The following is a 23,268-nucleotide window of genomic DNA, read 5'->3' as shown; positions in this document are numbered from 1 at the left end:
GAGACATGCAGATCGACGTGGTGATCGACGTCAAGACGACCCTCGGGGAAGGGCCGGTCTGGGACGTCGACCAGCAGAGGCTCTATTTCATCGACAGCTTCGACGGCCGGGTTTTCCGCTGCACCGCCGAAGGGGGCGAGGTCAGAAGCTGGGACGTGCCGGAGAAGATCGGTTCGATCGCGATCCGTAAGGATGGAAACGGGGCCATCTGCTCGCTCGCGAACGGGCTTCATACGCTCGATTTCAAGACGGGGGAGGTGGAACTGATCCACGATCCCGAGCCCGGAAAGCCGAAGAACCGGCTGAACGACGGCAAGGTCGACCGGCGGGGCCGCTTCGTCGTCGGCTCGATGGACACGATGGAGGAAGGGCCGAACGGCGCGCTCTATCGTCTCGACCCGGATTTCAAGGTCACCACTCTCGACACCGGGATAATCGTCTCCAACGGACCCTGCTGGAGCCCCGATGACCGGATCTTCTACTTCGCCGATACCTGGTCGGGCGAGATCTGGGCCTATGACTACGACATCGAGACGGGCGCGGTCGCGAACCGGCGAACCTTCGCGAAAGTGGATACGTCGAAAGGCGGGGCGGCCGACGGGTCCACCGTGGACGCCGAGGGCTATCTCTGGAACGCGCTGGTATACGACTCGAAACTCGTCCGTTACGCGCCGGATGGCAGCGTGGACCGGGTGATCGACATGCCGGTGAAGAAGGTGACCAGCGTGAACTTCGGCGGGCCCGATCTGGATATCCTCTTCGTGACCTCTATGGCCAAGCCGCCGCTTCCGCGCTTCCCGGGCGACGGTGTCCTGCGCGGCAGCGTTTTCGCCATCAGGGGCCTTGGGGTCAGGGGCGTTCCCGAGCCGCGCTTCGGAGCGTGACGGAAGCCGCGAGGAACTTCCTGTCCGGGATCATGCCGAAAGGCCGATGGCGGCGTCATGGCGGACAAGCATGCGTAATCCCGTGTGGCGCTGGCCACGGCGGCGATCTTTGGCGAGGTGACAGGCGTCCGACAAAGCACTACAGTCGAACGCGGTCACGCGGGGCCCGCGTGATGCTTCTTGGACGCCAGTGCCGATGCAGGAAACCGATGTTCCCAACCTCACGATTTCCGGCGCCATCCGGGACGTGGTGACTGGTGAAACGCCTCGGGCTTCGGCCTTCATAGTCACAATATACGGCGATGCGGTCGAGCCGCGCGGCGGGACCCTCTGGATGGGGACGCTGATCGACTGCTGCGCCGAGCACGGGATAAGCGAAAGCCTGGTCCGCACGGCGGTCTCGCGCCTTGTCGGCGCCGGGCGGCTTGTCGGGGAGAGGATCGGGCGAAGAAGCTACTACCGTTTGTCCGACGCCGCGCAGGCGGAGTTCAGGGCGGCGGCCCGGGTCCTGTTCGCGCCGCCGCCCGAGCCGCGCAACTGGTTGGTCGCGTTTTCGGGGGAAACCGGTGATGCGGCCTTGCCGGAAGGCTGGGCGCGCGCCGCCGCGAACGTGGCGATTGCGCCGAACCGGAGCGATATCCGGCAACCGGATGCCATCGTGATGGCCTGCGATACGATTTCTGGCGAAGGCGCCGTGCCGGCCCTCGCGGCTCGGTTATGGCCCGTCGAGGACGTGGCGTCGGCCTACCGTGCCTTCCTTCGGAAATACGAGCGCCTCGCCGCCGAACTCACTGACCCCCGAGCGTTGCCTCTCCAGTTGGCCCTGGCGCTGAGGCTCCGGCTCGTGCACGACTACCGGCACGCGGCGCTGTCGGACCCGCGCCTTCCGCGCGAGGCCTGGCCGCCAGGTTGGAGTGCCGGGGAAGCCCGTCGGCTTTTCGTCGGGACCTATCTTTCGCTGTCGGACGCGGCGGACGGCTACGTCGGGCGCAGCTTTCACGACGCGAATGGCCTTCTGCCGTCGAAGACGCCGGCGACCGAGACGCGGCTGGACCGCCTTCGGCGCGAGGCGAGGTGTTGAGCGCCTGCCCGAAGCCGGGAACTTGGGTGGATGCCAAAAGCATCACGCCGTTGCCGGGTTTTTTCTTTGCGCGTGATGTTTCTGGCGGTAAGTTCGGGGCCGATGGCGCCGTGAGGCCGCCAAGGCCGGGGTCGCGACTTAGGGGGGATTTATGTCTCAGGCGTTCATCTGCGATGCCGTGCGCACGCCGATCGGCCGTTATGGCGGGGCGTTGTCGTCGGTCAGGACGGATGACCTTGCGGCAATCCCGCTTCGCGCGCTGATGGAGCGCAACGGCGCGGTCGACTGGGGGCGGGTCGACGACGTGATCCTCGGCTGCGCCAACCAGGCGGGAGAGGACAACCGGAACGTCGCGCGCATGGCCGCGCTTCTGGCGGGCCTGCCGGTCGAGGTGCCGGGAACCACGGTGAACCGGCTCTGCGGATCGGGCATGGACGCCATCGGGCTTGCCGCCCGCACGATCCGCGCGGGTGACGGCGACTTGCTTCTGGCCGGTGGCGTCGAAAGCATGACCCGCGCGCCCTTCGTCCTGGCGAAGGCCGGCTCGGCCTTTTCGCGCAATGCCGAGATGTATGATACCACCATCGGGTGGAGGTTCCCGAACCCGAAGATGGAAACGGAATTCGGCACCCATAGCATGCCCCAGACGGGGGACAACGTGGCAGAAGATTACGGCATCAGCCGCGCCGATCAGGATGCCTTCGCCGCGCGGAGCCAGGCCCGCTGGGCCGCCGCGCAGGAGGCGGGCGTCTTCGCGGACGAGATCGTTCCGGTCATCCTTCCTCAGCGCAAGGGGGAGCCGACGGTCGTGGACACGGACGAGCATCCGCGCCCCGGCACAAATGTGGAGCAACTGGCGAGACTGAAGGGCGTCAACGGCCCGAACCTGACCGTCACGGCAGGGAACGCGAGCGGCGTGAACGACGGCGCGGCTGGCGTGATCGTGGCATCCGAGGAGGCGGCGCATGCCAACGGGCTGACCCCGCGCGCGCGGATTGTCGGAATGGCGGCTGCGGGTGTCGCGCCAAGGATCATGGGCGTGGGCCCGGTGCCCGCCACCCGCAAGGTGCTGGCGAAGGCTGGGCTGGAGATCGGCCAGATGGACGTGATCGAGCTCAACGAAGCTTTCGCGTCGCAGAGCCTCGCGGTCCTGCGCGAACTCGGGCTTGCGGACGACGCCCCGCATGTCAATGCCAATGGCGGCGCGATCGCCATGGGCCACCCGCTGGGCATGTCCGGGGCGCGGCTGGTCCTGACTGCGACGAACCAGCTTCACCGCACCGGCGGCCGCTACGCGCTCTGCACGATGTGCGTGGGGGTGGGGCAGGGGGTCGCGATGATCCTGGAACGCATCTGAAAGGAGACGTTCAATGTATGCGCAGATGGTGAAATCCGAGGGCGCGAAGTCCCGCGAGGAAATGTCGCCGGAAGAACGCGCCTTCCAGGAACGGATCGAGCGCGGCGAAAAGATCGAGCCCAAGGACTGGATGCCCGAGGGCTACCGCAAGACGCTGATCCGCCAGATCGGCCAGCACGCGCATTCCGAGATCGTGGGCCAGTTGCCCGAGGGCAACTGGGTCACCCGCGCCCCGACGCTGGAGCGGAAGGCGATCCTTCTGGCGAAGGTACAGGATGAGGCGGGGCATGGCCTCTATCTTTATTCCGCCGCGGAGACCCTCGGCGTCAGCCGCGACGACCTTATCGAAAAGCTGCACGCCGGCGCGATGAAATACAGTTCGATCTTCAACTATCCGACGCTCAACTGGGCCGACATGGGCGCGATCGGCTGGCTGGTCGATGGGGCGGCGATCATGAACCAGGTGCCGCTGCAGAGGACTTCCTACGGCCCGTACAGCCGCGCGATGATCCGCATCTGCAAGGAAGAGAGCTTCCACCAGCGGCAGGGCTATTCGATCATGATGACGATGGCGCGCGGCACGCCGGAGCAGAGGGAGATGGCGCAGGATGCGCTGAACCGCTTCTGGTATCCCTCGCTGATGATGTTCGGGCCCTCCGACAAGGACTCGGTCCATTCCGCGCAGTCGATGGCCTGGAAGATCAAGATCAACACCAACGACGAACTGCGCCAGAAATTCGTCGACGAAACCGTGCCGCAGGCGGAATACCTTGGCCTGAAAATCCCCGACGAAGACCTGAAATGGAACGAGGCGCGTGGGCACTACGATTTCTCGGAGCCGGACTGGAGCGAGTTCTACGAGGTGCTCAAGGGCAACGGCCCCTGCAACGAGGAGAGGCTCGGCGCCCGCGTCAGGGCGTGGGAGGAGGGCGCGTGGTTCCGCGACGGACTGACCGCCTATGCCGAGAAGGCTGCAAAGCGGCGCGCGGCCTCGGTCAAGGCGGCCGGGTGACAGGGTGAAGGAGGCGAACATGTCGAAGAAGGAATGGCCGCTCTGGGAGGTGTTCATCCGCGGGCAGCATGGGCTGAACCATCGCCATGTGGGCAGCCTGCATGCGCCGGACGCCGAAATGGCGATCAACCACGCCCGGGATGTCTATACCCGCCGCAAGGAGGGCGTTTCGATCTGGGTCGTCAGGTCGGCCGACATCACGGCTTCGGCGCCGTCGGAGAAGGGCCCGCTCTTCGACCCGGCGGAGGACAAGGTCTATCGTCACCCGACCTTTTTCGACATTCCCGATGAAGTGGGGCCCATGTGATGCCGCCGGTCCCCGACACGGGCACGGCCAGGGTCGCCGGGGCGGCCGCGGCGGGGCGCGTGGAAGATCCCTGCCTGGAGGATGCCGGTCTCGCGCCCGCCCTCTTCGACTGGCTGTGCCGGATGGGGGACTCGACCCTGATCCTGGGCCACCGCATCTCGGAATGGTGCGGGCACGGGCCGGTCCTCGAGGAGGACATCGCGCTTGCCAATACCGCGCTCGACCTGATCGGCCACACGCAGATGTGGCTGGGCCTTGCCGGCGAGATCGAGGGCGCGGGGCGGACGGCGGATGACCTCGCCTACCTGCGGGACGCGATGAAGTTCCGGAACGTGAAGCTGGTGGAACTGCCGAATGGCGATATCGGCCAGACGCTCATGCGCGAATTCCTGTTCGACGCATGGCACTTCGAGATGCTGACTTGCCTGACCCGATCCGCGAGTCCGCGGGTCGCGGAGATCGCCGCGAAGGCGCTGAAGGAGGTGTCCTATCACCTCGAACGGTCCTCCGACCTCGTGATCCGGCTGGGCGACGGGACGGAGGAAAGCCACGCCCGGATGCAGGTCGCCTTGGTTCATCTCTGGCCCTATACGGGCGAGATGTTCGCCTCGGACGAGGTCGACGAGGCGGTCGCCGCGGCCGGTATCGCGCCGCGACCGTCCGCGCTGGAGGAAGCGTGGCGGGCGACCGTCCGCGAAGTGCTGGAGGAGGCGACGCTTGAGCTGCCCGAGGGCCGGGCTGACGTCCAAACTGGCGGCAAGCAGGGGCGGCACACCGAGCATCTGGGATACATTCTCGCCGAGATGCAGTTCCTGCAGCGCGCCTATCCCGGCGCGAAGTGGTGAGCGCCATGCCGACCACGCTGCCATCCGTCGAAACCGTCCGCGACTGGCTGGGGCAGGTGCCGGATCCGGAGATCCCGGTGATTTCCATCACCGAACTCGGCATCGTGCGGGAAGTCTCCTATGACGGCGATACGCTGGTGATCGCCGTGACGCCGACCTATTCCTGCTGCCCCGCCACCGCGGTGATCGAGATGGAGATCGAGGCGCATCTGCGCGGCAAGGGCGTGGAGAAGCTGCGGATCGACCGCCGCCTTTCGCCGCCCTGGACCACCGACTGGATCGAGCCCGAGGCGCGCAAGAAATTGCGGGCCTATGGGATCGTGCCGCCCGTCGATGGCACCGCATCCGATGGCCGCACCGCCGCGCGGGCCGCCCGGCTTGCGGGCGGGTCGAACCTGGTGATCGAATGCCCGCGCTGCGGCTCCACGAATACCGAAAAGGTTAGCCAGTTCGGCTCCACCCCCTGCAAGGCATCCTATCGCTGCAGGGACTGCCTGGAGCCCTTCGACTACTTCAAATGCATCTGAACCTTTAGGAGAACAGGCCCCGATGGCACGTTTCCATCCCCTTGAGGTGACCGATATCCGGAAGGAGACGCGCGACGCCGTCGTCGTCACTCTGAAGCCCCGGGAGGAGGACAGGGCGGCGTTTGCGTTCACGCAGGGGCAATACCTGACCTTCCGCAGGGAATTCGACGGGGACGAGCTGCGCCGGTCCTACTCCATCTGCACGGGCCTTGACGAGGGCTGCCTGAAAGTCGGGATAAAGCGGGTGGACGGCGGCGCCTTTTCGACCTGGGCCAACGAAGAGCTGAAAGTGGGCGAGGTGCTGGATGCCATGCCGCCGCAGGGACGCTTCTTCACCGCGCTGGAGCCGGACAAGGCCCGGCACTACCTGGGCTTCGCGGGCGGGTCGGGGATCACGCCGGTGCTGTCGATCATCAAGACCGTGCTGTCGCGGGAACCCCGGTCGTCCTTCACGCTGGTTTATGCCAACAGGCAGGTCGGCTCGATCATGTTTCGCGAGGAGCTTGAGGACCTCAAGAACCTCCATCTGGGGCGCTTTTCCGTCATCCACGTCCTCGAAACCGAAGGGCAAGAGATCGACCTCTTCTCCGGGCGCATCGATGCCGGGAAGCTGGAGACGCTGTTCCGTCTCTGGATCGATGCCGAAAGCGTCGACACCGCCTTCATCTGCGGTCCCGAACCGATGATGTTGACCATCGCCGAAAGCCTGCGCAGTCACGGGCTGACGGACCGCCAGATCAAGTTCGAGCTCTTCGCCTCGTCCCAGCCGGGCCGGGCAAAGAAGCGGGCCGTTTCGGAAAAGTCCGCCGCCGCCGGGAATTCCTGCGAGGTTTCGGTGACGCTCGACGGCGCGACCCGCACATTCCGGATGCCCAAGGACGGAACGGCCATACTGGACGCGGCGATCGGGAACGACATCGACGCGCCCTATTCCTGCAAGTCGGGCGTCTGTTCGACCTGCCGCGCCAGGGTGCTTGAGGGCGAGGTGGAGATGGAGATCAACCACGCGCTCGAGGATTACGAGGTGCGCGCGGGCTATGTGCTGTCGTGCCAGTGCATTCCGCTCTCGGACAAGGTGGTGCTGAGCTATGACGAGTGACGCGACAGGGAGCATGCCGATCGGCGACTATCTGGCGAGGGGCGGCAAGCTGACCTCTCCCGAAAACGTCCCGCCGCGCTATCGGGGTGAACTCCTTCGGCTCATGTCGTCTTTCGTGGACAGCGAACTTGCCGGTTCCGCCGGGTTCGCGGATGCGATCAACTTGGCGCCCGGCATCCGGGAGCGGATCGCGGCCAGCCGGATCACGCTGGAGAAGGCGGACCATGCCGAACGAGTGCTGGACCTCATGGAGGATTTCGGCACCGACAAGGCGCTGTACAACAAGGCGCATGACTGGGCCGCGCGCGTGTCGCGGGATACTAGCGTCGATCCCAAGCGGCAGGGCGGGGACATGCGGCTCTCGGTGTTTCATTACCCGCTGACTGGCTGGACCGATGCGGTGGTGATGAACGTGCTCATGGGGCTCGCCACGCTCTTCGCGCTGGAAGAGCTATCGCATTGTTCCTACCAGCCTTTCGCCGATGTCCTCGGTGATATCCTGCCGCGCGAAAGGCGGCACATGGAACTGGGCCTCGAAGGGCTCGAACGGATCGCCGCCAGGGAGGATGGGCGCGCGGAGGCGCGCGCCTCCATCGCCTACTGGATGCCGCGCGTGGCCTTAACCTTCGGCCCGGCCCGGTCCGCCCGGTTCGAACGGCTTCGGGAAATGGGCCTGCGCCACACGGACAACGAAACGATGCGCCGGGCATGGCGCGCCGAGGCGGAGGCCCGCCTGGGAGCGCTGAATCTGGGCTGACACGGGTAGGGGGAAGGACGAGCCATGCTGGATCGGGGACGCGGCGCGCGCAGGCTGGTAAGCTATGTCCAGGGCGCCTGGCGGACGGGCGACGGGGCGGGGAGGCCCTTGGCCAATGCCGCCACGGGCGAGACGCATGCGCACATCGGTTCCGACGGCATCGACTTCGCGGGCGCGCTCGACTGGGGGCGCGAGGTGGGCGGGGCCGCGTTGCGCCGCCACACCATCCACGAACGCGCGCTGATGCTGAAGGCGATCGGCCTGAAGCTGATGGAGATGAAGGAGGAGTTCTACCAGGAGAGCTTCGCGACCGGCGCGACGCGGAAGGACGGCTGGATCGACATCGAGGGCGGCATCGGCACGATGCTGAGCTTGGCCTCCAAGGCGCGGAGGGAACTGCCGAACGCGCGGGTCGTGCCGGACGGCGCGGTGGAGCCGCTGTCGCGCGACGACACGTTCTCGGCCCAGCATATCCTGACGCCGCTGACCGGGATCGCGATCCATATCAATGCCTTCAACTTCCCCGTCTGGGGGATGCTGGAAAAGATCGCCCCGGCGCTGATCGCGGGGATGCCCTGCCTCGTGAAGCCCGCCTCGCAGACCGCCTACCTCGCCGAACTCGTGGCGCGGCGGATGCTGGAGATGCGGATCCTGCCGGAGGGCGCCCTGCAGTTCGTCTGCGGGTCGGCCGGCGACATGCTCGACCATGTGACCGGGCAGGACGCGGTCACCTTCACCGGCTCCGCCTCCACCGGCCGCATGCTGAAGTCGCACCCTGCGGTCGTGGAGAATTCAACGCGCTTCACGATGGAGGCGGACAGTCTCAACGCCTCGATCCTCGGCGGCGATGCAGCGCCCGGCAGCGAGGAGTTCGATCTTTTCGTGAAGGAAGCCGTGCGCGAGATGACGGTAAAGGCCGGTCAGAAATGCACCGCGATCCGCCGTATCATCGTGCCGAGGGCTTTCGAGGAGGCGGTGATCGAGGCGATTTCGGCGCGGCTGGCCCAGACGACGATCGGCCTGCCCGAGGACGAGGCCGTGCGGATGGGGGCGCTGGTGTCACTCTCGGACCGTGACGGGGTCCGCGAAAGGATCGGCGAGATCGCGCGCGAGGCCGAGGTGGTCTGGGGGCAGGCGGACGAACTCAGGCTTGTGTCGGGAGACCCGGAGAAGGGCGCGTTCCTGGCCCCGGTGCTACTGCGATGCGCGGACCCGATGGCCGCGCGCGCCCCGCACGAGGTCGAAGCGTTCGGCCCGGTCGCGACGGTCATGGCCTACGCCGATGCGGAGGAAGCGGTTGCGCTGGCGCGGAAGGGAAGGGGTTCCCTCGTCTCGTCGCTCTTCACGAACGATCCCCGGATCGCGGAGGAGGTTGTGCTTGGCATGGCACCGTTCCACGGGCGTGTGCTGATCGGCAACCGGGCTTCGGCCAGGTCCTCCACGGGCCACGGCTCGCCACTGGCGGCGCTTGTCCACGGCGGCCCCGGCCGCGCGGGCGGCGGGGAGGAGTTGGGCGGTATGCGGGGCGTGAAGCACTTCATGCAGCGCACGGCGGTGCAGGGTGCGCCGCGCCTGCTATCCGCCGTGACCGGCCGGTGGTCCGAGGGGGCCGACACGCGCAGCGACATTCATCCCTTCCGGAAGTCACTGGCAGAACTGCGCATCGGCGACCAGATCATGACAGTGGCGCGGGAGGTCACGCGCGAGGACGTGGAGCGCTTCGCCCATTTCACCGGCGACACCTTCTACGCCCATATGGACAGCGACGCGGCCAGGGCGAACCCGTTCTTCGAGGAGCGGGTGGCTCATGGCTATCTCATCGTGTCCTTCGCGGCCGGCCTTTTCGTCGAGCCCAACCCGGGGCCGGTGCTGGCCAACTACGGCGTCGACAACCTGCGGTTCCTGACCCCGGTCTATTTCGGCGACAGCCTGCGGGCCCGGCTGACCTGCAAGGAGATTAATCCCCGCGAGAATGCCATCTATGGCGAGGTCCGATGGGATTGCCGGGTGACGAACCAGGATGACAAGGTGGTGGCGCAGTACGACGTGCTGACGATGGTGGCAAAGAACTGGCCCCTGCCAGACGAAGCCTGACCGCGGGGTGTCGTCAGATTGGCGGAAAGGCCCGCCGCGGAGCCGCTGCGCGGAAGGTGGTAATCTCGCACGAAAAGATGATAGAGGGCCGCCGCGGCACTACATTCCGTAAAACTCGCCGCGGAGCCGACGGGAAACAGGCCTTATCCGGGAAGACGTGAAAGATGGCGGAAACGAAGAACCAAGGGGAAACGGGGTTTTCCGAGGTCCGCCGCGCCGCGCGTCTGTCCGTCGCCCCGATGATGGACTGGACGGATCGTCATTGCCGGTTCCTTCACCGCCAGATGTCCTCCCATGCGCTTCTGTACACCGAGATGGTCACGGCCCCGGCCATCATCCATGGGGACCGCGCGCGGTTGCTCGACTACGACGCCGCTGAGCATCCCGTTGCGCTGCAGCTCGGCGGGTCCGACCCTGCGGAGCTTGCCGAGGCCGTGCGTATCGCTTCCGACTGGGGTTATGACGAGATCAACCTGAACGTGGGCTGCCCTTCCGACCGGGTGCAGTCCGGCTGTTTTGGGGCTGTCCTGATGGAGCGCCCGGGCCTCGTCGCGGACTGTGTCGCGGCAATGATCGGCGCGGCGCGCGTCGAGGTGACGGTCAAGTGCCGGATCGGGGTGGATGAGCAGGTTCCGGAGGAGGTTCTGCCGGCGTTTCTGGAAACCGTGAGCCGGGCAGGGGTCTCGCGCTTCACCATCCATGCCCGTAAAGCCTGGCTTCAGGGGCTTTCGCCCAAGGAAAACAGGGAAATCCCGCCCCTGAACTATGCCCTCGTCCTAGAGATGAAGCGCACCTATCCCGAACTTCACGTCTCGATAAACGGGGGGATCGGGTCGCTGGAGCAGGCCCGCGATCTTCTCGATCAGGGGCTCGACGGCGTCATGGTCGGCCGTGCCGCCTACCATGAGCCGTGGGAGATCCTTGGCCGCGCCGACGAGATGATATTCGGCGGCGGGCTTTCGCGCGACCCGTTCGAGGTCGTGGAGGCGATGCGCCCCTACATCGCCCGCCACCTGGCGGAAGGAGGGCGGCTCCACCAGATCACGCGGCACATGCTGGGCCTCTTCCACGGGCGCCCCGGCGCGCGGGCCTGGCGCAGGACCCTGTCGGAGCAGGGTACGCGCGACGGGGCGGGGCTCGGCGTGCTCGACGCCGCCCTGTCGCATGTGGCCCGTCAGGCGGCCTGAGCCTCATCCTTTCCGTCTGGCCCCTCCCACGGGAACCGGGTATCTGATCCGGGAACGGGGGGAAATGCGATGCCGGATCTTGCCACCTTACTGCCGATGCTGGCCATGCTTCTTGCGATCGGTGCCTTCGCGGGCGTGGTCGCCGGGCTTCTCGGCGTGGGGGGCGGGATCATCCTCGTACCGGCCTTCTACTACGCCTTCTCCTATCTCGGTTACGCCGGGGGCGAGCTGATGCAGGTCTGCCTCGCGACCTCGCTCGCCACGATCATCGTCACCTCGGTCCGGTCGGTCCTTGCCCATAACCGCAAGGGTGCGGTGGACTGGAACATCCTGAAGGGCTGGGCGCCCGGAATCGCGGTGGGCGCCATCCTTGGCGTTCTCGTCGTTGCCCAGCTGCGGACGCCGGCGCTTCAGGCGATCTTCGGCACGCTCGCCCTCGTCGTCGCGTGTTACCTCGGTCTCGGACGGTCCGACTGGCGGCTCGGCCAGACCATGCCCACGGGCGCGGTTCGCGCCGCCTTGTCGCCGGCCGTCGGGTTCCTCTCGGTCCTGATGGGGATCGGCGGCGGCAGCTTTGGCGTGCCGCTCATGAGCCTCTTCAACACGCCGATCCACCGCGCGGTCGCGACGGCGGCGGGTTTCGGCGTCGTCATCGCCGTCCCCTCGGTCATGGGCTTCCTCTTCGTCGATATCGCGTCGCCGCCGCCCTACACGCTCGGCGCGGTGAACCTGCCGGCCTTCGCGGTCATCATCGCCATGACGCTCATCACGACGCCTTGGGGCGTGCGGCTGGCACATGCGATGGACCCGAAGCCGCTGAAGCGTGTCTTTGCCGTTTTCCTCGCGGTGGTCGCGATCAACATGCTGCGGAAGGCCGCGGGCTACTGAAGCGCCGGCGCGTCGAGAGAAACGCGCAGCCGCTCCGCGGCGATGGCAGGATTACTCGGCCGCGTCCGGCGCGCCGACCCGGGCGGCCCGGCCGCCGCGGCGCTGGCGCAGAACTGGCGCGCGTGCCTTCAGCTCGGACATGATGCGGCGGCGTGACTCCGGAGCCATCCTGCTCCAAGCGGTGATCTCCTCGACCGTGCGGTAACAGCCGATGCAGATCCGCTCCACCGGGTGGATGGAGCAGATCTTTACGCAAGGACTCTCGATCTCGTCACGCTTCCAGATATCGTCTGTCATCGCCCGCGCCTCAAATGCCCGATCCGGTCGAGCATGCCCTGGAGGATATAGCCCGCCGCGACGTGGTCGATCACCTCGGAGCGACGCTTTCGCGACGTATCCGCCTCCAGAAGCGCCCTTTCGGCGGCGACGGTGGAAAGACGTTCGTCCCAGAAGCCGATCGGGATGTCCGTGAGGCGGGAGAGATTCCGCGCGAAGGCCCGGGTAGACTGGCAGCGCGGGCCTTCCGTTCCGTCCATGTTGCGCGGCAGGCCGAGGACGATCCCCCCGATCTCGCGCGCCCTCGCGATCTCCAGCAGCCGTTCGGCGTCCAGCGTGAATTTCTTGCGCCGGATGGTTTCCAGCGGCGTCGCGACCGACAGCATCCGGTCGGAGACCGCGACGCCGATCGTCTTTTCGCCAAGGTCGAGACCGGCGATCGCCCGGCCGGGCGGCAGCGCTGCGGCGAATTCCTCGGGTGTTTCGTGGATCACTCGGCGACTCCCGCCCGTTCCGCGGCCGCGCGCAGGGTGGCGAGGTCGGTTTCCCGCCCGGCGAACACGCCCTGAGCCTCCGTCCAGATCGCCTTGGCGCGCTCGGTCTCGCCGAGGACGCCAAGAGCGCCGATCAGCCGCGCCCATTCCTCGGCGGTTCCGCCTTCGGTCGCGAGCCGGTCGTTCAGACCCTCGACCATCGTCCGGATCATCGCCTGGCGGTCTTCCTCGCTCATGTCGTCCGCCGCCGCGACATCCGCCGCCGACGGCCCGCGGCCAGCGCCGGGCGGCGTGTAGTCCACACCGGCCAGCGCGGCGAGTTCGCTGATTTGTTCGGAGATCGGGGCGATCCAGGGCGCGTCCGCCGGTCCGTCCTCGAGGAGCCCGCGCCAGAACCCGAAGGCGAGGTCTGGCCGCCCGGTCTGGGCATGCATGAGACCGAGGTAGTAGCGCGCGGTCCCGTTCCTGGCGTCAAGCGCCAGCGCCGCCTCTGCGGCCGCCTCGGCCTCGGGCGAGACATAGCCGCCTGCGGCGAGAACCATGAGATCCGCAAGGGTCGCGCTGTCCTCCGCTGTCGCGGCGTCGCCCTTGACCTCGATGATCCGTTCCTGGGCAGCGATCGCGGCGTCGAAATTCCCGACCGCCGCCTCGTTGCGCGCAAGGAGTCCAAGGCCTTGCAGATCGTCGGGCCGCGTTGCCACGGCCGCGCGGAGTTTTTCCATGAGATCGGCAAATTGCGGGTCAACCTCGGGCAGGGGCCCCCGGAGCGCCGCGGCTTCCACCTGCGCCTCTGCCTGGCCGACACGCGCGGACCGCGCGGCTTCCGCCATCTCTTTCCGGCGTTCGATCGGCAGGTCCGGATAACCCGGCGCGCCGATCCGGAAGTAGAGCGCAAGGCCGCCCGCCACGACGACCGCCGCCATGACGGCCGAGAGGCCGATCGTCAGCGCGCGAGGTCCGGCCGCGGCGGCTTCGCCAGCGGCAAGCGCCTTGTCCGCCTCGAGAATTCGGCGGGATATCTCGGTCTTCGCTCGCTCGGCATCCTCCGCGCGGATCACGCCTCGGGCGAGGTCGCGGTCCACTTCCTTGAGCTGGTCGCGGTAGATTCGCAGGTCATAGGCAGCCGCAGGTTCCATGTCGCGCCCGCCCCGCAGCGCGGCGAGCACGAGGATTGCCGCGATCGCGGCGGAAAGCAGAGCGGCGAAAATCCAGAACAGCATGAGATCTCCCGTTGTCCGCCCTCATGTAAGCCTTCGCACGTTAGGGAAAAAGGCCAAATCCGGCCATCCACGACATCGCCGGGGGCCACGATGTCGCAGTCCGATCTGCGGCCATGTCGTATTTTGACCGATAGTGCCGCTGCCGCACCTGTCGAAAATCCGCTCCCGCGCCATTTAACGCGTCGGGTGGGGCGCCCGTGCGTCCCCGGGATTCGAGGCTGACCCATGAAACGATATTCCGTATTCGCCGTTGCCCGCGAGGCCATGCGCTTCCACACGGGCTGGGAACGGGCCTGGGCTTCGCCCGAGCCGAAGAAACGCTACGACGTCGTGATCGTCGGTGCGGGGGGCCACGGCCTCGCCACCGCCTATTACCTTGGCAAGAATCACGGCATCACGAATGTCGCCGTGATCGAGAAGGGCTGGCTTGGCGGCGGCAACACCGGCCGCAACACCACGATCATCCGGTCCAACTATCTCCAGGATCCGTCGGCAGCGATCTACGAAAAGGCTCGTGCGCTCTACGAGACGCTCTCTCAGGACCTGAACTACAACATCATGTTCTCGCCGCGCGGGCTCCTGATGCTCGCTCAGACCCATCACGAGGTCCGGGGCTACCGTCGCACGGTCTACGCCAACAATCTTCAGGGCGTGTCGACCGAGTGGATCGAGCCCGCCCGCGTGAAGGAGCTGGTGCCGATCATCAACATCGACGGCCCGCGCTACCCGGTTCTCGGTGCGCTCTACCAGGCGCGTGGCGGCACCGCGCGCCACGACGCCGTTGCATGGGGTTATGCGCGTGCCTGCTCCGCCATGGGGATGGACATCATCCAGCAGTGCGAAGTGACCGGCATCCGCACCACCGGCGGCAAGGTCACCGGCATCGAGACGAACAAGGGCGCGATCGAGTGCGGCAAGCTCGGCATCGTGGTCGCCGGCCATTCGTCGGTCCTCGCCGAAATGGCGGGCTTCCGGCTTCCGATCGAATCCCTCGCCCTCCAGGCGCTGGTTTCGGAACCGATCAAGCCCTGCATGGACGTCGTCGTGATGGCCAACACCGTGCACGGCTACATGAGCCAGTCCGACAAGGGCGAGATGGTGATCGGCGGCGGCACCGACGGGTTCAACAACTACACCCAGCGGGGCTCCTGGCACCACGTCGAGGAAACTGTCCGCGCCCTGATCGAGACCTTCCCGATGATCTCGCGGCTGAAGATGCTGCGCCAGTGGGGCGGCATCGTGGACATGACCGGCGACCGCTCGCCGATCCTGTCGAAGACGCCCGTCGGCAACATCTTCGTCAACTGCGGCTGGGGCACCGGCGGCTTCAAGGCGATCCCCGGCTCGGGCTGGGCGATGGCGGAGCTGATCGCCAAGGGCGAACCCGGACCGCTGGCGGCCGAATTTGGCCTGAACCGTTTCCGCGAAGGCCGCTTCATCGACGAAAGCGTCGCCGCGGGGGTGGCGCACTGATGGTGGCCCCCCGGACATCCCTGAAAAGAGGCGCATGACATGCTGACCCTCACCTGCCCCTATTGCGGCGTCGCCGCCGAGGAAACCGAACTCGCACCCGGCGGCGAAGCGCACCTGAAGCGCTTCGGCCCGGGCTCCACCGACGAGGAGTTCGAAGGCTACATGTTCGCCCGGAAGAACCCGAAGGGCGTGCATTTCGAACGCTGGCGCCATGCCTATGGCTGCGGGAAATGGTTCCTGGCCGCCCGCTGCACCGCGACGCTGGAGGTGTTCGGCACCTATCCCGCGCAGACCACCGAACCGCCTGCGGAGCTGCAGGCGAAGATCAAGGCCAAGCGCCCCGCCTGGGAGGGCTGGAAATGAGCACCCGTCTTGCCACCGGCGGCCGTCTGATCGACCGCGCCAAACCGATGTCCTTCACCTTCAACGGCCGCAAGCTGGGCGGCTATGAAGGCGACACGCTCGCGTCGGCACTTCTGGCCGAAGACGAGATGATGATCGGCCGTTCCTTCAAGTACCACCGTCCTCGCGGGGTCGTCGCCTCCGGCGCCGAGGAGCCGAACGGCGTTCTCGGCCTCGGTGAGGGCGGCCGGTTCGAGCCGAACCAGCGCGCGACGACGACCGAGCTTTTCGAGGGCGCGGTGACGCGCAGCCAGAACCACTGGCCGACGCTCGAACTCGACGTGGGCGCCATCAACGCGAAGTTGGCGCGCTTCCTGCCGGCGGGCTTCTACTACAAGATGTTCATGTACCCCCGGAGCTTCTGGAAGCACGTCTACGAGCCCTTCATCCGCCAGTCGGCGGGTCTGGGCCGTGTGCCGAAGGACCGTGACGAGGATCGCTACGAGCATACCTATGCCTTCGCCGACACGGTTGTCGTGGGCGGTGGTATCGCCGGCCTGACGGCCGCGCTCGCGGCAGCGAAGGCGGGCCAACGGGTCGTCCTCATCGAACAGACCGCCCACTGGGGTGGCCGCGCCGTCGTCGACGGCGTCGAGATCGAGGGAGAGGCCGCCGAAGCCTGGGTGAAGAAGGCCATCGAAGCCCTTGGCGCGATGGAGAATGTCACCCTCCGCACCCGCACCATGGCGTCGGGCCTCTATGACCACGGCTATCTTCTTGCCGAAGAGAAGATCTCGGATCACACCCCTGGCGACGGGCGGCCGAAGAAGCGGCTGTGGCGTATCCGTGCGGGTCGCATCATCACCGCGACCGGCGCGATCGAGCGTCCGCTGTCCTTCGCCGGCAACGACATCCCCGGTGTGCTGCTGGCCTCGGCCGTGCGCGACTACGTCGTGAACTGGGCCGTCTCGCCCGGCGATCGCACCGTGATCGTGACCAACAACGACGACGCCTACCGCACTGCGCTCGTCCTGCTCGACGTGGGCCTCGTCGTTCCCGCCGTGCTCGATGCGCGTCCCGAGGTGAAGGGCCCGCTGGCCGATGCGGTCCGCGCCCGTGGCGTCCGCGTGCTGGAAGGCCGCGGCATCGCCAAGGTCAAGGGCGGCCGCCGGGTCACCGGCGTTTCCATCTGCGCTCACGCGGGCGAAGGTTCCGAGATCGAGACGATCGCCTGTGACGCGGTCGCGATGTCGGGCGGCTGGTCTCCGGTCGTGCACCTCTGGTCGCACTGTGGCGGCAAGCTTCTGTGGGACGAGGCGCAGGCCATGTTCCGTCCCGACGCGTCGCGTCCAGCGACCGGTGCGGATGGCGAGGCCATGGTCGTCGCCGTCGGCTCCGCCAACGGCATACTGCGCGCCGACGAGGTTCTCGCCGACGCCCACAAGGCCGCTGGCGGCACCGGCGATGCGCCCAACGCCGCGGCCGAGGCCGAAGGCTCGATCCTGCCGGTCTGGATCATGCCGCAAGGGGCGGGCTACGCTCTGCGCATGAAGATGTGGCTCGACTACCAGAACGACGTGAAAGTGTCCGACGTGCAGCTTGCCGCGCGCGAGGGCTACGAAAGCGTCGAGCATACCAAGCGCTACACCACGCTCGGCATGGCCACGGATCAGGGGAAACTCAGCAACATCAACGGCCTCGCCGTTCTTTCTGATGCGCTGCATCGACCGATCCCGGCGACCGGCACGACGACCTTCCGTCCGCCGTACACGCCGATCACGATGGGTTCTATCGCCGGCGAGGCTCGGGGCGAGATCTTCCAGCCCCTGCGTCGCACGCCGATGCATGAGTGGCACGAAGCCCATGGCGCCTACTGGGAGCCGGTTGGCCTGTGGCGCCGTCCCTACTGCTTCATGCGTTCGGGCGAGGGCGTCGAGGACGCGGTCCGCCGCGAGGTCCGGAACACCCGGAATTCGCTGGGCCTCCTGGATGCCTCGACGCTCGGCAAGATCCTCGTGAAGGGGCCTGACGCGGGCAAGTTCCTCGACATGCTCTACACGAACGTCATGTCGACGCTTCCCGTGGGCAAGTGCCGCTACGGCCTGATGTGCACGGAGAACGGCTTCCTCACCGACGACGGCGTGGTCGTGCGCATTTCCGAAGACAGCTGGCTCTGCCACACGACCTCGGGTGGCGCGGATCGTATCCATGGCCACATGGAAGACTGGCTGCAGTGCGAATGGTGGGACTGGAAAGTCTACACCGCCAACCTGACCGAGCAGTACGCCCAGGTGGCCGTCGTGGGTCCGAACGCCCGCAAGCTTCTGGAGAAGCTGGGTGGCATGGACGTGTCCAAGGACGCCATGCCGTTCATGACCTGGGCCGAGGGCACTCTGGGCGGCTTCCGCGCGCGGGTCTTCCGGATCTCGTTCTCGGGCGAACTGTCCTACGAGATCGCCGTCCCCGCCTCTGAAGGCCTCGCCTTCTGGGAGAAGCTGATGGAGGCCGGCCAGGAGTTCGGCGTGATGCCCTATGGCACCGAGGCTCTGCACATCATGCGGGCCGAGAAGGGCTTCATCATGATCGGCGACGAAACCGACGGCACCGTGATCCCGCAGGATCTGGGGCTCGGTTGGGCGATCTCGAAGAAGAAGCCCGACTACCTCGGCAAGCGCGCGCAGGAACGTTCGTTCCTCGCCGATCCGGAGCGGTGGCAACTCGTCGGTCTCGAGACGCTCGACGGCTCGGTCATTCCGGACGGCGCTTATGCCGTCGCGCCGGGGACGAACGCCAACGGGCAGAGGAACGTGCAGGGCCGCGTCACCTCGACCTACCACTCGCCGACGCTCGACAAGGGCATCGCCATGGGTCTGGTCCGTCGCGGGCCGGAGCGCATGGGTGAAGTGATCGAGTTCCCGACCGATGGCGGCCGGGTGGTCAAGGCCCGAATCGTAAGCCCGGTGTTCTACGACCCGGAAGGGGAGAAGCAGAATGTCTAACGCCGTCAGCGCCCTGAACGGGGAAGTTCACAAGGGTTTCGCCGAGGTCGCGGAAGCTGGCCTGCAGGGCATGATCACGCTCCGCGGCGATCTTTCCTCGGCCAAGCTGAAAAAGGCCGTGAAGGATGCCACCGGCTGCGACGTTCCGGCGACGCGCCGGATCGTCATGGCGGGCGACAAGGCCGTGGGCTGGATGTCGCCGGACGAGTTGCTGTTGCTCGTGCCCTACGCCGAAGCCGCGGCGACCGTCGCCTCGGTCGAGGCCGCGCTCGCGGGTGAACATGCGCTCGTCGCCGACGTCTCCGACGCCCGCGTGACGATCCGCATCCGCGGCGAGAAGGCGGCCGAGGTGCTGATGAAGCTTTGCCCGGTGGACTTCCCCTCGCTTGCCGAGGGCGAGCTTCGCCGCACCCGCGCCGCGCAGGTCGCCGCCGCTCTCTGGCGGTCGGGACCCGAGGAGTTCACGCTGGTCTCCTTCCGCTCGGTGGCGGGCTACGTCATGGGGCTTCTCGAGCACTCCGCGCGGTCGGGTTCCGAGATCTTCACGGCCTGAACGCAACGCGTTTTCCGAAATGAGGGGCCTGCCGCCGGATGAACCCTGCGGTAGGCCCCAACTGTGTCCGGACCCCGGCACGGGGCCTTGACCTTCCCCTCTGTCGGGCTCTTATTGCCCCATGACATTCTCCTTAGCGCGAAAGGAATGACCTATGGCCTTCACACTTCCCGACCTTCCCTACGCCCATGACGCTCTCGCCTCGCTGGGCATGTCGAAGGAAACCCTCGAGTATCACCACGACCTGCACCACAAGGCCTATGTCGACAACGGCAACAAGCTGATCGCCGGCACCGAGTGGGAGGGCAAGTCGCTCGAAGACATCATCACCGGCACCTACCAGGCCGGCGCGGTGGCCCAGAACGGCATTTTCAACAACGCCTCGCAGCACTGGAACCACAACCAGTTCTGGGAAATGATGGGGCCGGGTGAAGACAAGAAAATGCCGGGCGAGCTCGAAAAGGCGCTGACCGAAGCCTTTGGTTCGGTGGCGAAATTCAAGGAAGACTTCGCCGCCGCCGGCGCCGGGCAATTCGGGTCGGGCTGGGCCTGGCTCGTCAAGGACAAGGACGGTTCGCTCAAGGTGACGAAGACCGAGAACGGGGTGAACCCGCTCTGCTTCGGCCAGACCGCGCTCCTGGGCTGCGACGTGTGGGAGCACAGCTACTACATCGACTTCCGCAACAAGCGTCCGGCCTATCTTACGAACTTCCTCGACAAGCTCGTGAACTGGGAAAACGTCGCGTCGCGTCTCTGACGCTTACGAGGCGGCGGCCGGGGCGGTGCCCCGGCCATTGCATCTCTCGCCGCCGCGGTCCCCGGGCCGCGGCGGCTCGGGTTTGAGGGGCTGGAAAATGCGGGAGCCGGTGAAGGGTCTCTGGGCGATGGTCGCGGCCTCGACGATTTGGGGCCTGTCACCGCTCTACTACAAGCTTCTCGCCGCCGTTCCGCCGCTTGAAGTCCTCAGCCACCGCACGCTCTGGTCCGCTTTGATCTTCAGTTCGGTCCTTGCCTTCCAGGGACGGCTTTCGCAGCTTCCCACGGTCCTGAAGGGCAGGGCGTTCGTCCTCACCGCCTTCGCGGCCATGATGATCTCAGCCAACTGGTTTCTGTTCATCCTGTCGATCCAGATCGGACGGGCGACGGAGGCGAGCCTCGGGTATTACATCTTCCCGCTCGTCGCTGTGGTCATCGGCGTCGCGGCCTTCGGGGAAAGGCTGCGCCCCGCGCAAGGGCTCGCAGTCCTGCTTGCCGCGTTGGCCGTGGCACTCCTGACGTGGGGTCTGGGTGCGGCGCCGTGGATCGCGCTGATGATCGCGGGCACCTTCGGGCTTTACGGCCTTTTCAAGAAGCGCCTGGCCGCCGGCCCCGTGCTGTCCGTCACGGCCGAGGTATTGGTGCTCGTGCCCGCCGCCGCCGTCTGGCTTTTCGGGATCCATTCGGGCCTCTGGGCCGAGGGGCGGCCCGGGGCTTTCTTCGGCCATGACCTGCGCGCGAGCCTTCTGCTGGCGGTCTCGGGCGTTCTGACGGCCGGGCCGCTCATTCTCTTTTCCTACGCCTCGAGGCGCGTCCGGCTCGCGACCGTGGGTCTTGTCCAGTACATCAACCCGACGCTTCAGTTCGGCTGCGCTACGCTCGTCTTCGCCGAGCCTTTCACGAATTGGCATGGGTCGGCCTTCGGGATCATCTGGGCGGCGCTGGCGCTTTATTCCTGGTCGAGTCTCTCTCAGGAAAGAGCGGCGCGGAGGCTCGCCTCGAGTGTCGGGACGTCCGGCACCGCGGTCAGGAACCCGGCAAGCGACGGTTCCGCGAAGCCCTCCGCCACGATCTGATCGAACGCGGCCAGCAGGGGCGCCCAGTAACCTTCCGTGTTCAAAAGCAGGATGGGCTTCGCGTGCAGCCCGAGCTGTCGCCAGGTCACGACCTCGAACAGTTCGTCGAGCGAGCCCGCGCCGCCGGGCAGGACGACGACCGCGTCCGAGTTCATGAACATGACCTTCTTGCGTTCGTGCATCGTCTCGGTGACGACGAAGGTGGACAGGTCCCTCTTTCCGACCTCCTTTGCGAGGAGATGGGTGGGGATCACGCCCATGGTGGCGCCCCCCGCGGCCTGCGTGGCGCGTGCGACCTCGCCCATGAGGCCGACGTCTCCGGCGCCGTAGACCAGCCGCCATCCGTTCGCGGCGAGCATCCTGCCCGTTGCGGCGGCGTCGGACGCGTAGGTGGGGCGGCGGCCGGGGCGCGAACCGCAGTACACGCAGACGGATTTCGGGCTATCGGTCATGACCACCTCGCGCAGGGTTTCTTTGACCGGTGATAACGGCGTTGCTATGGTCGCTCAAGCATGGGAACTGGCGCGCCGGAAGACGAAGAGCCGCGCCCTGGGGGAAGAATATGTCGAGCGAAGAGACGACGCCGAGCGCGGCGAAACTGGGCGCCGGAAAGTTCGCCGTGGGCGCGGGCGCGCTGTTTGCTGTCGCGGTCGTGGTCTGGTGGCTGGTGTTTGGCGGCCGTCCCGTGGAAGAGTCTGTCGTTCCCTTGCCGACGGAACCGGCGACGGAAACCGCAACCGCCCCGGCAGTTGAAGCTCCCGAACCGACGGCGGCCGCTCCGGAAACCGTCGCTGAGCCGGAGACCTCCGCCTCGGTTCCCGAGACGACGGCGGCCCCGGCCCAGCCCGAACCGGCACCCGCACCGGCGGCGATGCCGGCTGCCCCGACATTTGACACCGTGCGTTCCGAGGCGGACGGGTCGACCCTCGTCGCGGGCAAGGCAGCACCCGGGGCGGAGGTCCGCGTTCTCGTCGACATGGCCGAAGCGGCGCGCGTCAAGGCGGACGGGCGGGGCGCCTTCGCAGCCCTGTTCGATCTTGAGCCGAGCGCCCGGCCGCGCGTGCTTTCGCTGGTCGCGGTCTCGCCGGATGGTGGCGAAACCACTTCGGGGCAGACTGTCATCCTCACCCCGCGTCCCGAGGCCGTCGCAGCGGCAGAAGCGCCGGATGCGCCGGAAGTCGCGGCCGCGCCCGAAGCGACGGCCTCGGTCGAAACCGGAGAGATTGCCGCGGGACCAGCGGCCTCGGCGGGTTCTGCGCCCACGGCCCTCGTTCTCGACGATTCGGGGGTCCATCTTCTTGCTCCGGCAGAAGCGCCCGCGAACCTCATCATCGACACGATCGCCTATGACGCCGAGGGTGCCGTGCGGATTTCGGGCCGCGCCGCCGACGGTGTGGAAGCTGGCGCCGTGCGCCTTTATGTCGACAACCTGCTCGTGGATACGGTGGATCTCGGAACGGGCGGAGCGTGGGAATCTTCGCTGCCGGGCGTTGGGGCCGGCATCTACACGCTGCGCGCCGACCAGATCGATGACGCGGGCAAGGTCGTCTCGCGCTTCGAAACACCCTTCAAGCGCGAGGCGCCGGACGTGATCGTGGCGACGGCCGCGGCGATCTCGCCTGCGGGGGCGCCCGCCCCGGCGCCCGACTCCGCCGCAGTCGCGAGCGGCGCCGCAACGACGGACCAAGGGGCTCCCACGACAGAGTCGACGACTGCGGAAGTTGCCACGGGCGCCGTTGGGGCGAAGCCGGAGGAGCCTGTCGGGGCTGTCGCCGCAACCGGCGAAACCGCGGCGGCAGCCGTGACCGGCGGGGAAACGGCGTCGCCGACGCGCGCCACCCTGGTTACGGTGCAGCCGGGGTTCACGCTCTGGGGGATCGCGACGGAGACCTACGGCTCGGGCTTCCTCTACGTCCGCGTCTACGAGGCGAACAAGGACCAGATCCGCGACCCCGATCTGATCTATCCGGGACAGGTCTTCACCGTACCCGAGTGACGTAGCGGACCCGTTCGCCGCCTCTGGCCAATACCGTGCGCCTGC

At 67.1% G+C, this 23,268-nt stretch carries 23 protein-coding genes; 19 read left to right on the top strand and 4 right to left on the bottom strand.

What is annotated here, in order from left to right:
* Positions 1-5: 5 nt before the first annotated feature.
* From ABCN56_RS03720 to ABCN56_RS03665, 12 genes are all read left to right on the top strand, one after another.
* Positions 6-884 carry an SMP-30/gluconolactonase/LRE family protein gene (locus ABCN56_RS03720; protein ID WP_343079420.1) on the top strand — a complete coding sequence of 293 codons (879 nt, stop codon included), beginning with the start codon at positions 6-8 and terminating at the stop codon, positions 882-884.
* 196 nt (positions 885-1,080) lie between these two features.
* Entirely contained in the window at positions 1,081-1,965 is an 885-nt protein-coding gene (locus ABCN56_RS03715; protein ID WP_343079419.1) for a PaaX family transcriptional regulator C-terminal domain-containing protein, read from the top strand.
* Between the two features lie 151 nt (positions 1,966-2,116).
* A complete protein-coding gene (pcaF, locus tag ABCN56_RS03710) occupies positions 2,117-3,322 on the top strand; it encodes a 3-oxoadipyl-CoA thiolase (RefSeq protein WP_343079418.1) in 1,206 nt (401 codons plus the stop codon).
* A gap of 13 nt (positions 3,323-3,335) precedes the next feature.
* Positions 3,336-4,334 carry a 1,2-phenylacetyl-CoA epoxidase subunit PaaA gene (paaA, locus tag ABCN56_RS03705; protein ID WP_343079417.1) on the top strand — a complete coding sequence of 333 codons (999 nt, stop codon included), beginning with the start codon at positions 3,336-3,338 and terminating at the stop codon, positions 4,332-4,334.
* 19 nt (positions 4,335-4,353) lie between these two features.
* The gene (gene paaB / locus ABCN56_RS03700; protein WP_343079416.1) at positions 4,354-4,641 is read left to right on the top strand and encodes a 1,2-phenylacetyl-CoA epoxidase subunit PaaB; all 288 of its coding nucleotides are present in this window, start codon (positions 4,354-4,356) and stop codon (positions 4,639-4,641) included.
* Positions 4,641-5,486 carry a 1,2-phenylacetyl-CoA epoxidase subunit PaaC gene (gene paaC, locus ABCN56_RS03695; RefSeq protein WP_343079415.1) on the top strand — a complete coding sequence of 282 codons (846 nt, stop codon included), beginning with the start codon at positions 4,641-4,643 and terminating at the stop codon, positions 5,484-5,486. Before paaB ends, paaC begins: the two co-directional genes overlap by 1 nt.
* A 5-nt stretch (positions 5,487-5,491) precedes the next feature.
* On the top strand, positions 5,492-6,013 hold the full coding sequence (paaD, locus tag ABCN56_RS03690; protein WP_343079414.1) for a 1,2-phenylacetyl-CoA epoxidase subunit PaaD: 522 nt from the start codon (positions 5,492-5,494) through the stop codon (positions 6,011-6,013).
* Positions 6,014-6,035: 22 nt separating this feature from the next.
* Positions 6,036-7,112 (top strand): 1,2-phenylacetyl-CoA epoxidase subunit PaaE, encoded by a 1,077-nt coding sequence (gene paaE, locus ABCN56_RS03685; RefSeq protein ID WP_343079413.1) that lies wholly within the window; start codon positions 6,036-6,038, stop codon positions 7,110-7,112.
* Entirely contained in the window at positions 7,102-7,869 is a 768-nt protein-coding gene (locus ABCN56_RS03680) for a Phenylacetic acid catabolic protein (protein WP_343079412.1), read from the top strand. Before paaE ends, ABCN56_RS03680 begins: the two co-directional genes overlap by 11 nt.
* 24 nt (positions 7,870-7,893) lie before the next feature.
* Positions 7,894-9,963 (top strand): phenylacetic acid degradation bifunctional protein PaaZ, encoded by a 2,070-nt coding sequence (gene paaZ / locus ABCN56_RS03675; RefSeq protein WP_343079411.1) that lies wholly within the window; start codon positions 7,894-7,896, stop codon positions 9,961-9,963.
* Between the two features lie 164 nt (positions 9,964-10,127).
* Positions 10,128-11,150 (top strand): tRNA dihydrouridine(20/20a) synthase DusA, encoded by a 1,023-nt coding sequence (gene dusA, locus ABCN56_RS03670; RefSeq protein WP_343079410.1) that lies wholly within the window; start codon positions 10,128-10,130, stop codon positions 11,148-11,150.
* Positions 11,151-11,219: 69 nt separating this feature from the next.
* Positions 11,220-12,038 carry a sulfite exporter TauE/SafE family protein gene (locus ABCN56_RS03665; RefSeq protein WP_343079409.1) on the top strand — a complete coding sequence of 273 codons (819 nt, stop codon included), beginning with the start codon at positions 11,220-11,222 and terminating at the stop codon, positions 12,036-12,038.
* A gap of 51 nt (positions 12,039-12,089) precedes the next feature.
* Here the strand turns inward: ABCN56_RS03665 and ABCN56_RS03660 are convergent, their stop codons facing one another.
* The 3 genes from ABCN56_RS03660 to ccmI are packed head-to-tail and all read right to left on the bottom strand — an operon-like array spanning position 12,090 to position 14,028.
* Positions 12,090-12,335 (bottom strand): DUF1289 domain-containing protein, encoded by a 246-nt coding sequence (locus ABCN56_RS03660; protein WP_343079408.1) that lies wholly within the window; start codon positions 12,333-12,335, stop codon positions 12,090-12,092.
* Positions 12,332-12,808, bottom strand: coding sequence for a Holliday junction resolvase RuvX (gene ruvX / locus ABCN56_RS03655; protein WP_343079407.1), 477 nt, complete (start codon positions 12,806-12,808; stop codon positions 12,332-12,334). The genes ABCN56_RS03660 and ruvX overlap by 4 nt, the downstream gene beginning before the upstream one ends.
* Complete coding sequence (ccmI, locus tag ABCN56_RS03650) at positions 12,805-14,028, bottom strand: c-type cytochrome biogenesis protein CcmI (protein WP_343079406.1); 1,224 nt, start codon at positions 14,026-14,028, stop codon at positions 12,805-12,807. Before ccmI ends, ruvX begins: the two co-directional genes overlap by 4 nt.
* A gap of 225 nt (positions 14,029-14,253) precedes the next feature.
* Between ccmI and ABCN56_RS03645 the strand changes: the two genes are divergently transcribed.
* From ABCN56_RS03645 to rarD, 6 genes are all read left to right on the top strand, one after another.
* Positions 14,254-15,501 carry a sarcosine oxidase subunit beta family protein gene (locus tag ABCN56_RS03645; protein WP_343079405.1) on the top strand — a complete coding sequence of 416 codons (1,248 nt, stop codon included), beginning with the start codon at positions 14,254-14,256 and terminating at the stop codon, positions 15,499-15,501.
* A 39-nt stretch (positions 15,502-15,540) separates the two neighbouring features.
* The gene (locus tag ABCN56_RS03640; RefSeq protein WP_343079404.1) at positions 15,541-15,864 is read left to right on the top strand and encodes a sarcosine oxidase subunit delta; all 324 of its coding nucleotides are present in this window, start codon (positions 15,541-15,543) and stop codon (positions 15,862-15,864) included.
* Positions 15,861-18,842 carry a sarcosine oxidase subunit alpha family protein gene (locus tag ABCN56_RS03635; RefSeq protein WP_343079403.1) on the top strand — a complete coding sequence of 994 codons (2,982 nt, stop codon included), beginning with the start codon at positions 15,861-15,863 and terminating at the stop codon, positions 18,840-18,842. Before ABCN56_RS03640 ends, ABCN56_RS03635 begins: the two co-directional genes overlap by 4 nt.
* Positions 18,835-19,395 carry a sarcosine oxidase subunit gamma gene (locus ABCN56_RS03630; protein WP_343079402.1) on the top strand — a complete coding sequence of 187 codons (561 nt, stop codon included), beginning with the start codon at positions 18,835-18,837 and terminating at the stop codon, positions 19,393-19,395. The genes ABCN56_RS03635 and ABCN56_RS03630 overlap by 8 nt, the downstream gene beginning before the upstream one ends.
* A gap of 154 nt (positions 19,396-19,549) precedes the next feature.
* A complete protein-coding gene (locus ABCN56_RS03625) occupies positions 19,550-20,152 on the top strand; it encodes a superoxide dismutase (RefSeq protein ID WP_343079401.1) in 603 nt (200 codons plus the stop codon).
* Positions 20,153-20,249: 97 nt separating this feature from the next.
* Complete coding sequence (gene rarD / locus ABCN56_RS03620; RefSeq protein ID WP_343079400.1) at positions 20,250-21,227, top strand: EamA family transporter RarD; 978 nt, start codon at positions 20,250-20,252, stop codon at positions 21,225-21,227.
* Here rarD and ABCN56_RS03615 read toward each other — a convergent pair.
* A complete protein-coding gene (locus tag ABCN56_RS03615; protein WP_343079399.1) occupies positions 21,122-21,679 on the bottom strand; it encodes an LOG family protein in 558 nt (185 codons plus the stop codon). The genes rarD and ABCN56_RS03615 overlap by 106 nt on opposite strands.
* A gap of 110 nt (positions 21,680-21,789) precedes the next feature.
* Here ABCN56_RS03615 and ABCN56_RS03610 point away from each other — a divergent pair, with 110 nt between their 5' ends.
* Positions 21,790-23,223, top strand: coding sequence for a LysM peptidoglycan-binding domain-containing protein (locus ABCN56_RS03610; protein ID WP_343079398.1), 1,434 nt, complete (start codon positions 21,790-21,792; stop codon positions 23,221-23,223).
* The last annotated feature ends 45 nt before the right edge of the window (positions 23,224-23,268 follow it).

The sequence above is a fragment of the Ostreiculturibacter nitratireducens genome (assembly GCF_032670585.1).
Taxonomy (GTDB): domain Bacteria; phylum Pseudomonadota; class Alphaproteobacteria; order Rhodobacterales; family Rhodobacteraceae; genus Ostreiculturibacter; species Ostreiculturibacter nitratireducens.
Note: the sequence above shows the minus strand (reverse complement) of the source record. Positions and strands in the feature narration are given on the sequence as shown.

Bases quoted from the DNA above. Each gene is read 5' to 3' on its own strand.
- ABCN56_RS03720 (WP_343079420.1), top strand. From the start codon at position 6: ATGCAGATCGACGTGGTGATCGACGTCAAGACGACCCTCGGGGAAGGG.
- ABCN56_RS03715 (WP_343079419.1), top strand. From the start codon at position 1,081: ATGCAGGAAACCGATGTTCCCAACCTCACGATTTCCGGCGCCATCCGG.
- pcaF (WP_343079418.1), top strand. From the start codon at position 2,117: ATGTCTCAGGCGTTCATCTGCGATGCCGTGCGCACGCCGATCGGCCGT.
- paaA (WP_343079417.1), top strand. From the start codon at position 3,336: ATGTATGCGCAGATGGTGAAATCCGAGGGCGCGAAGTCCCGCGAGGAA.
- paaB (WP_343079416.1), top strand. From the start codon at position 4,354: ATGTCGAAGAAGGAATGGCCGCTCTGGGAGGTGTTCATCCGCGGGCAG.
- paaC (WP_343079415.1), top strand. From the start codon at position 4,641: ATGCCGCCGGTCCCCGACACGGGCACGGCCAGGGTCGCCGGGGCGGCC.
- paaD (WP_343079414.1), top strand. From the start codon at position 5,492: ATGCCGACCACGCTGCCATCCGTCGAAACCGTCCGCGACTGGCTGGGG.
- paaE (WP_343079413.1), top strand. From the start codon at position 6,036: ATGGCACGTTTCCATCCCCTTGAGGTGACCGATATCCGGAAGGAGACG.
- ABCN56_RS03680 (WP_343079412.1), top strand. From the start codon at position 7,102: ATGACGAGTGACGCGACAGGGAGCATGCCGATCGGCGACTATCTGGCG.
- paaZ (WP_343079411.1), top strand. From the start codon at position 7,894: ATGCTGGATCGGGGACGCGGCGCGCGCAGGCTGGTAAGCTATGTCCAG.
- dusA (WP_343079410.1), top strand. From the start codon at position 10,128: ATGGCGGAAACGAAGAACCAAGGGGAAACGGGGTTTTCCGAGGTCCGC.
- ABCN56_RS03665 (WP_343079409.1), top strand. From the start codon at position 11,220: ATGCCGGATCTTGCCACCTTACTGCCGATGCTGGCCATGCTTCTTGCG.
- ABCN56_RS03660 (WP_343079408.1), bottom strand. From the start codon at position 12,335: ATGACAGACGATATCTGGAAGCGTGACGAGATCGAGAGTCCTTGCGTA.
- ccmI (WP_343079406.1), bottom strand. From the start codon at position 14,028: ATGCTGTTCTGGATTTTCGCCGCTCTGCTTTCCGCCGCGATCGCGGCA.
- ABCN56_RS03645 (WP_343079405.1), top strand. From the start codon at position 14,254: ATGAAACGATATTCCGTATTCGCCGTTGCCCGCGAGGCCATGCGCTTC.
- ABCN56_RS03640 (WP_343079404.1), top strand. From the start codon at position 15,541: ATGCTGACCCTCACCTGCCCCTATTGCGGCGTCGCCGCCGAGGAAACC.
- ABCN56_RS03635 (WP_343079403.1), top strand. From the start codon at position 15,861: ATGAGCACCCGTCTTGCCACCGGCGGCCGTCTGATCGACCGCGCCAAA.
- ABCN56_RS03630 (WP_343079402.1), top strand. From the start codon at position 18,835: ATGTCTAACGCCGTCAGCGCCCTGAACGGGGAAGTTCACAAGGGTTTC.
- ABCN56_RS03625 (WP_343079401.1), top strand. From the start codon at position 19,550: ATGGCCTTCACACTTCCCGACCTTCCCTACGCCCATGACGCTCTCGCC.
- rarD (WP_343079400.1), top strand. From the start codon at position 20,250: ATGCGGGAGCCGGTGAAGGGTCTCTGGGCGATGGTCGCGGCCTCGACG.
- ABCN56_RS03615 (WP_343079399.1), bottom strand. From the start codon at position 21,679: ATGACCGATAGCCCGAAATCCGTCTGCGTGTACTGCGGTTCGCGCCCC.
- ABCN56_RS03610 (WP_343079398.1), top strand. From the start codon at position 21,790: ATGTCGAGCGAAGAGACGACGCCGAGCGCGGCGAAACTGGGCGCCGGA.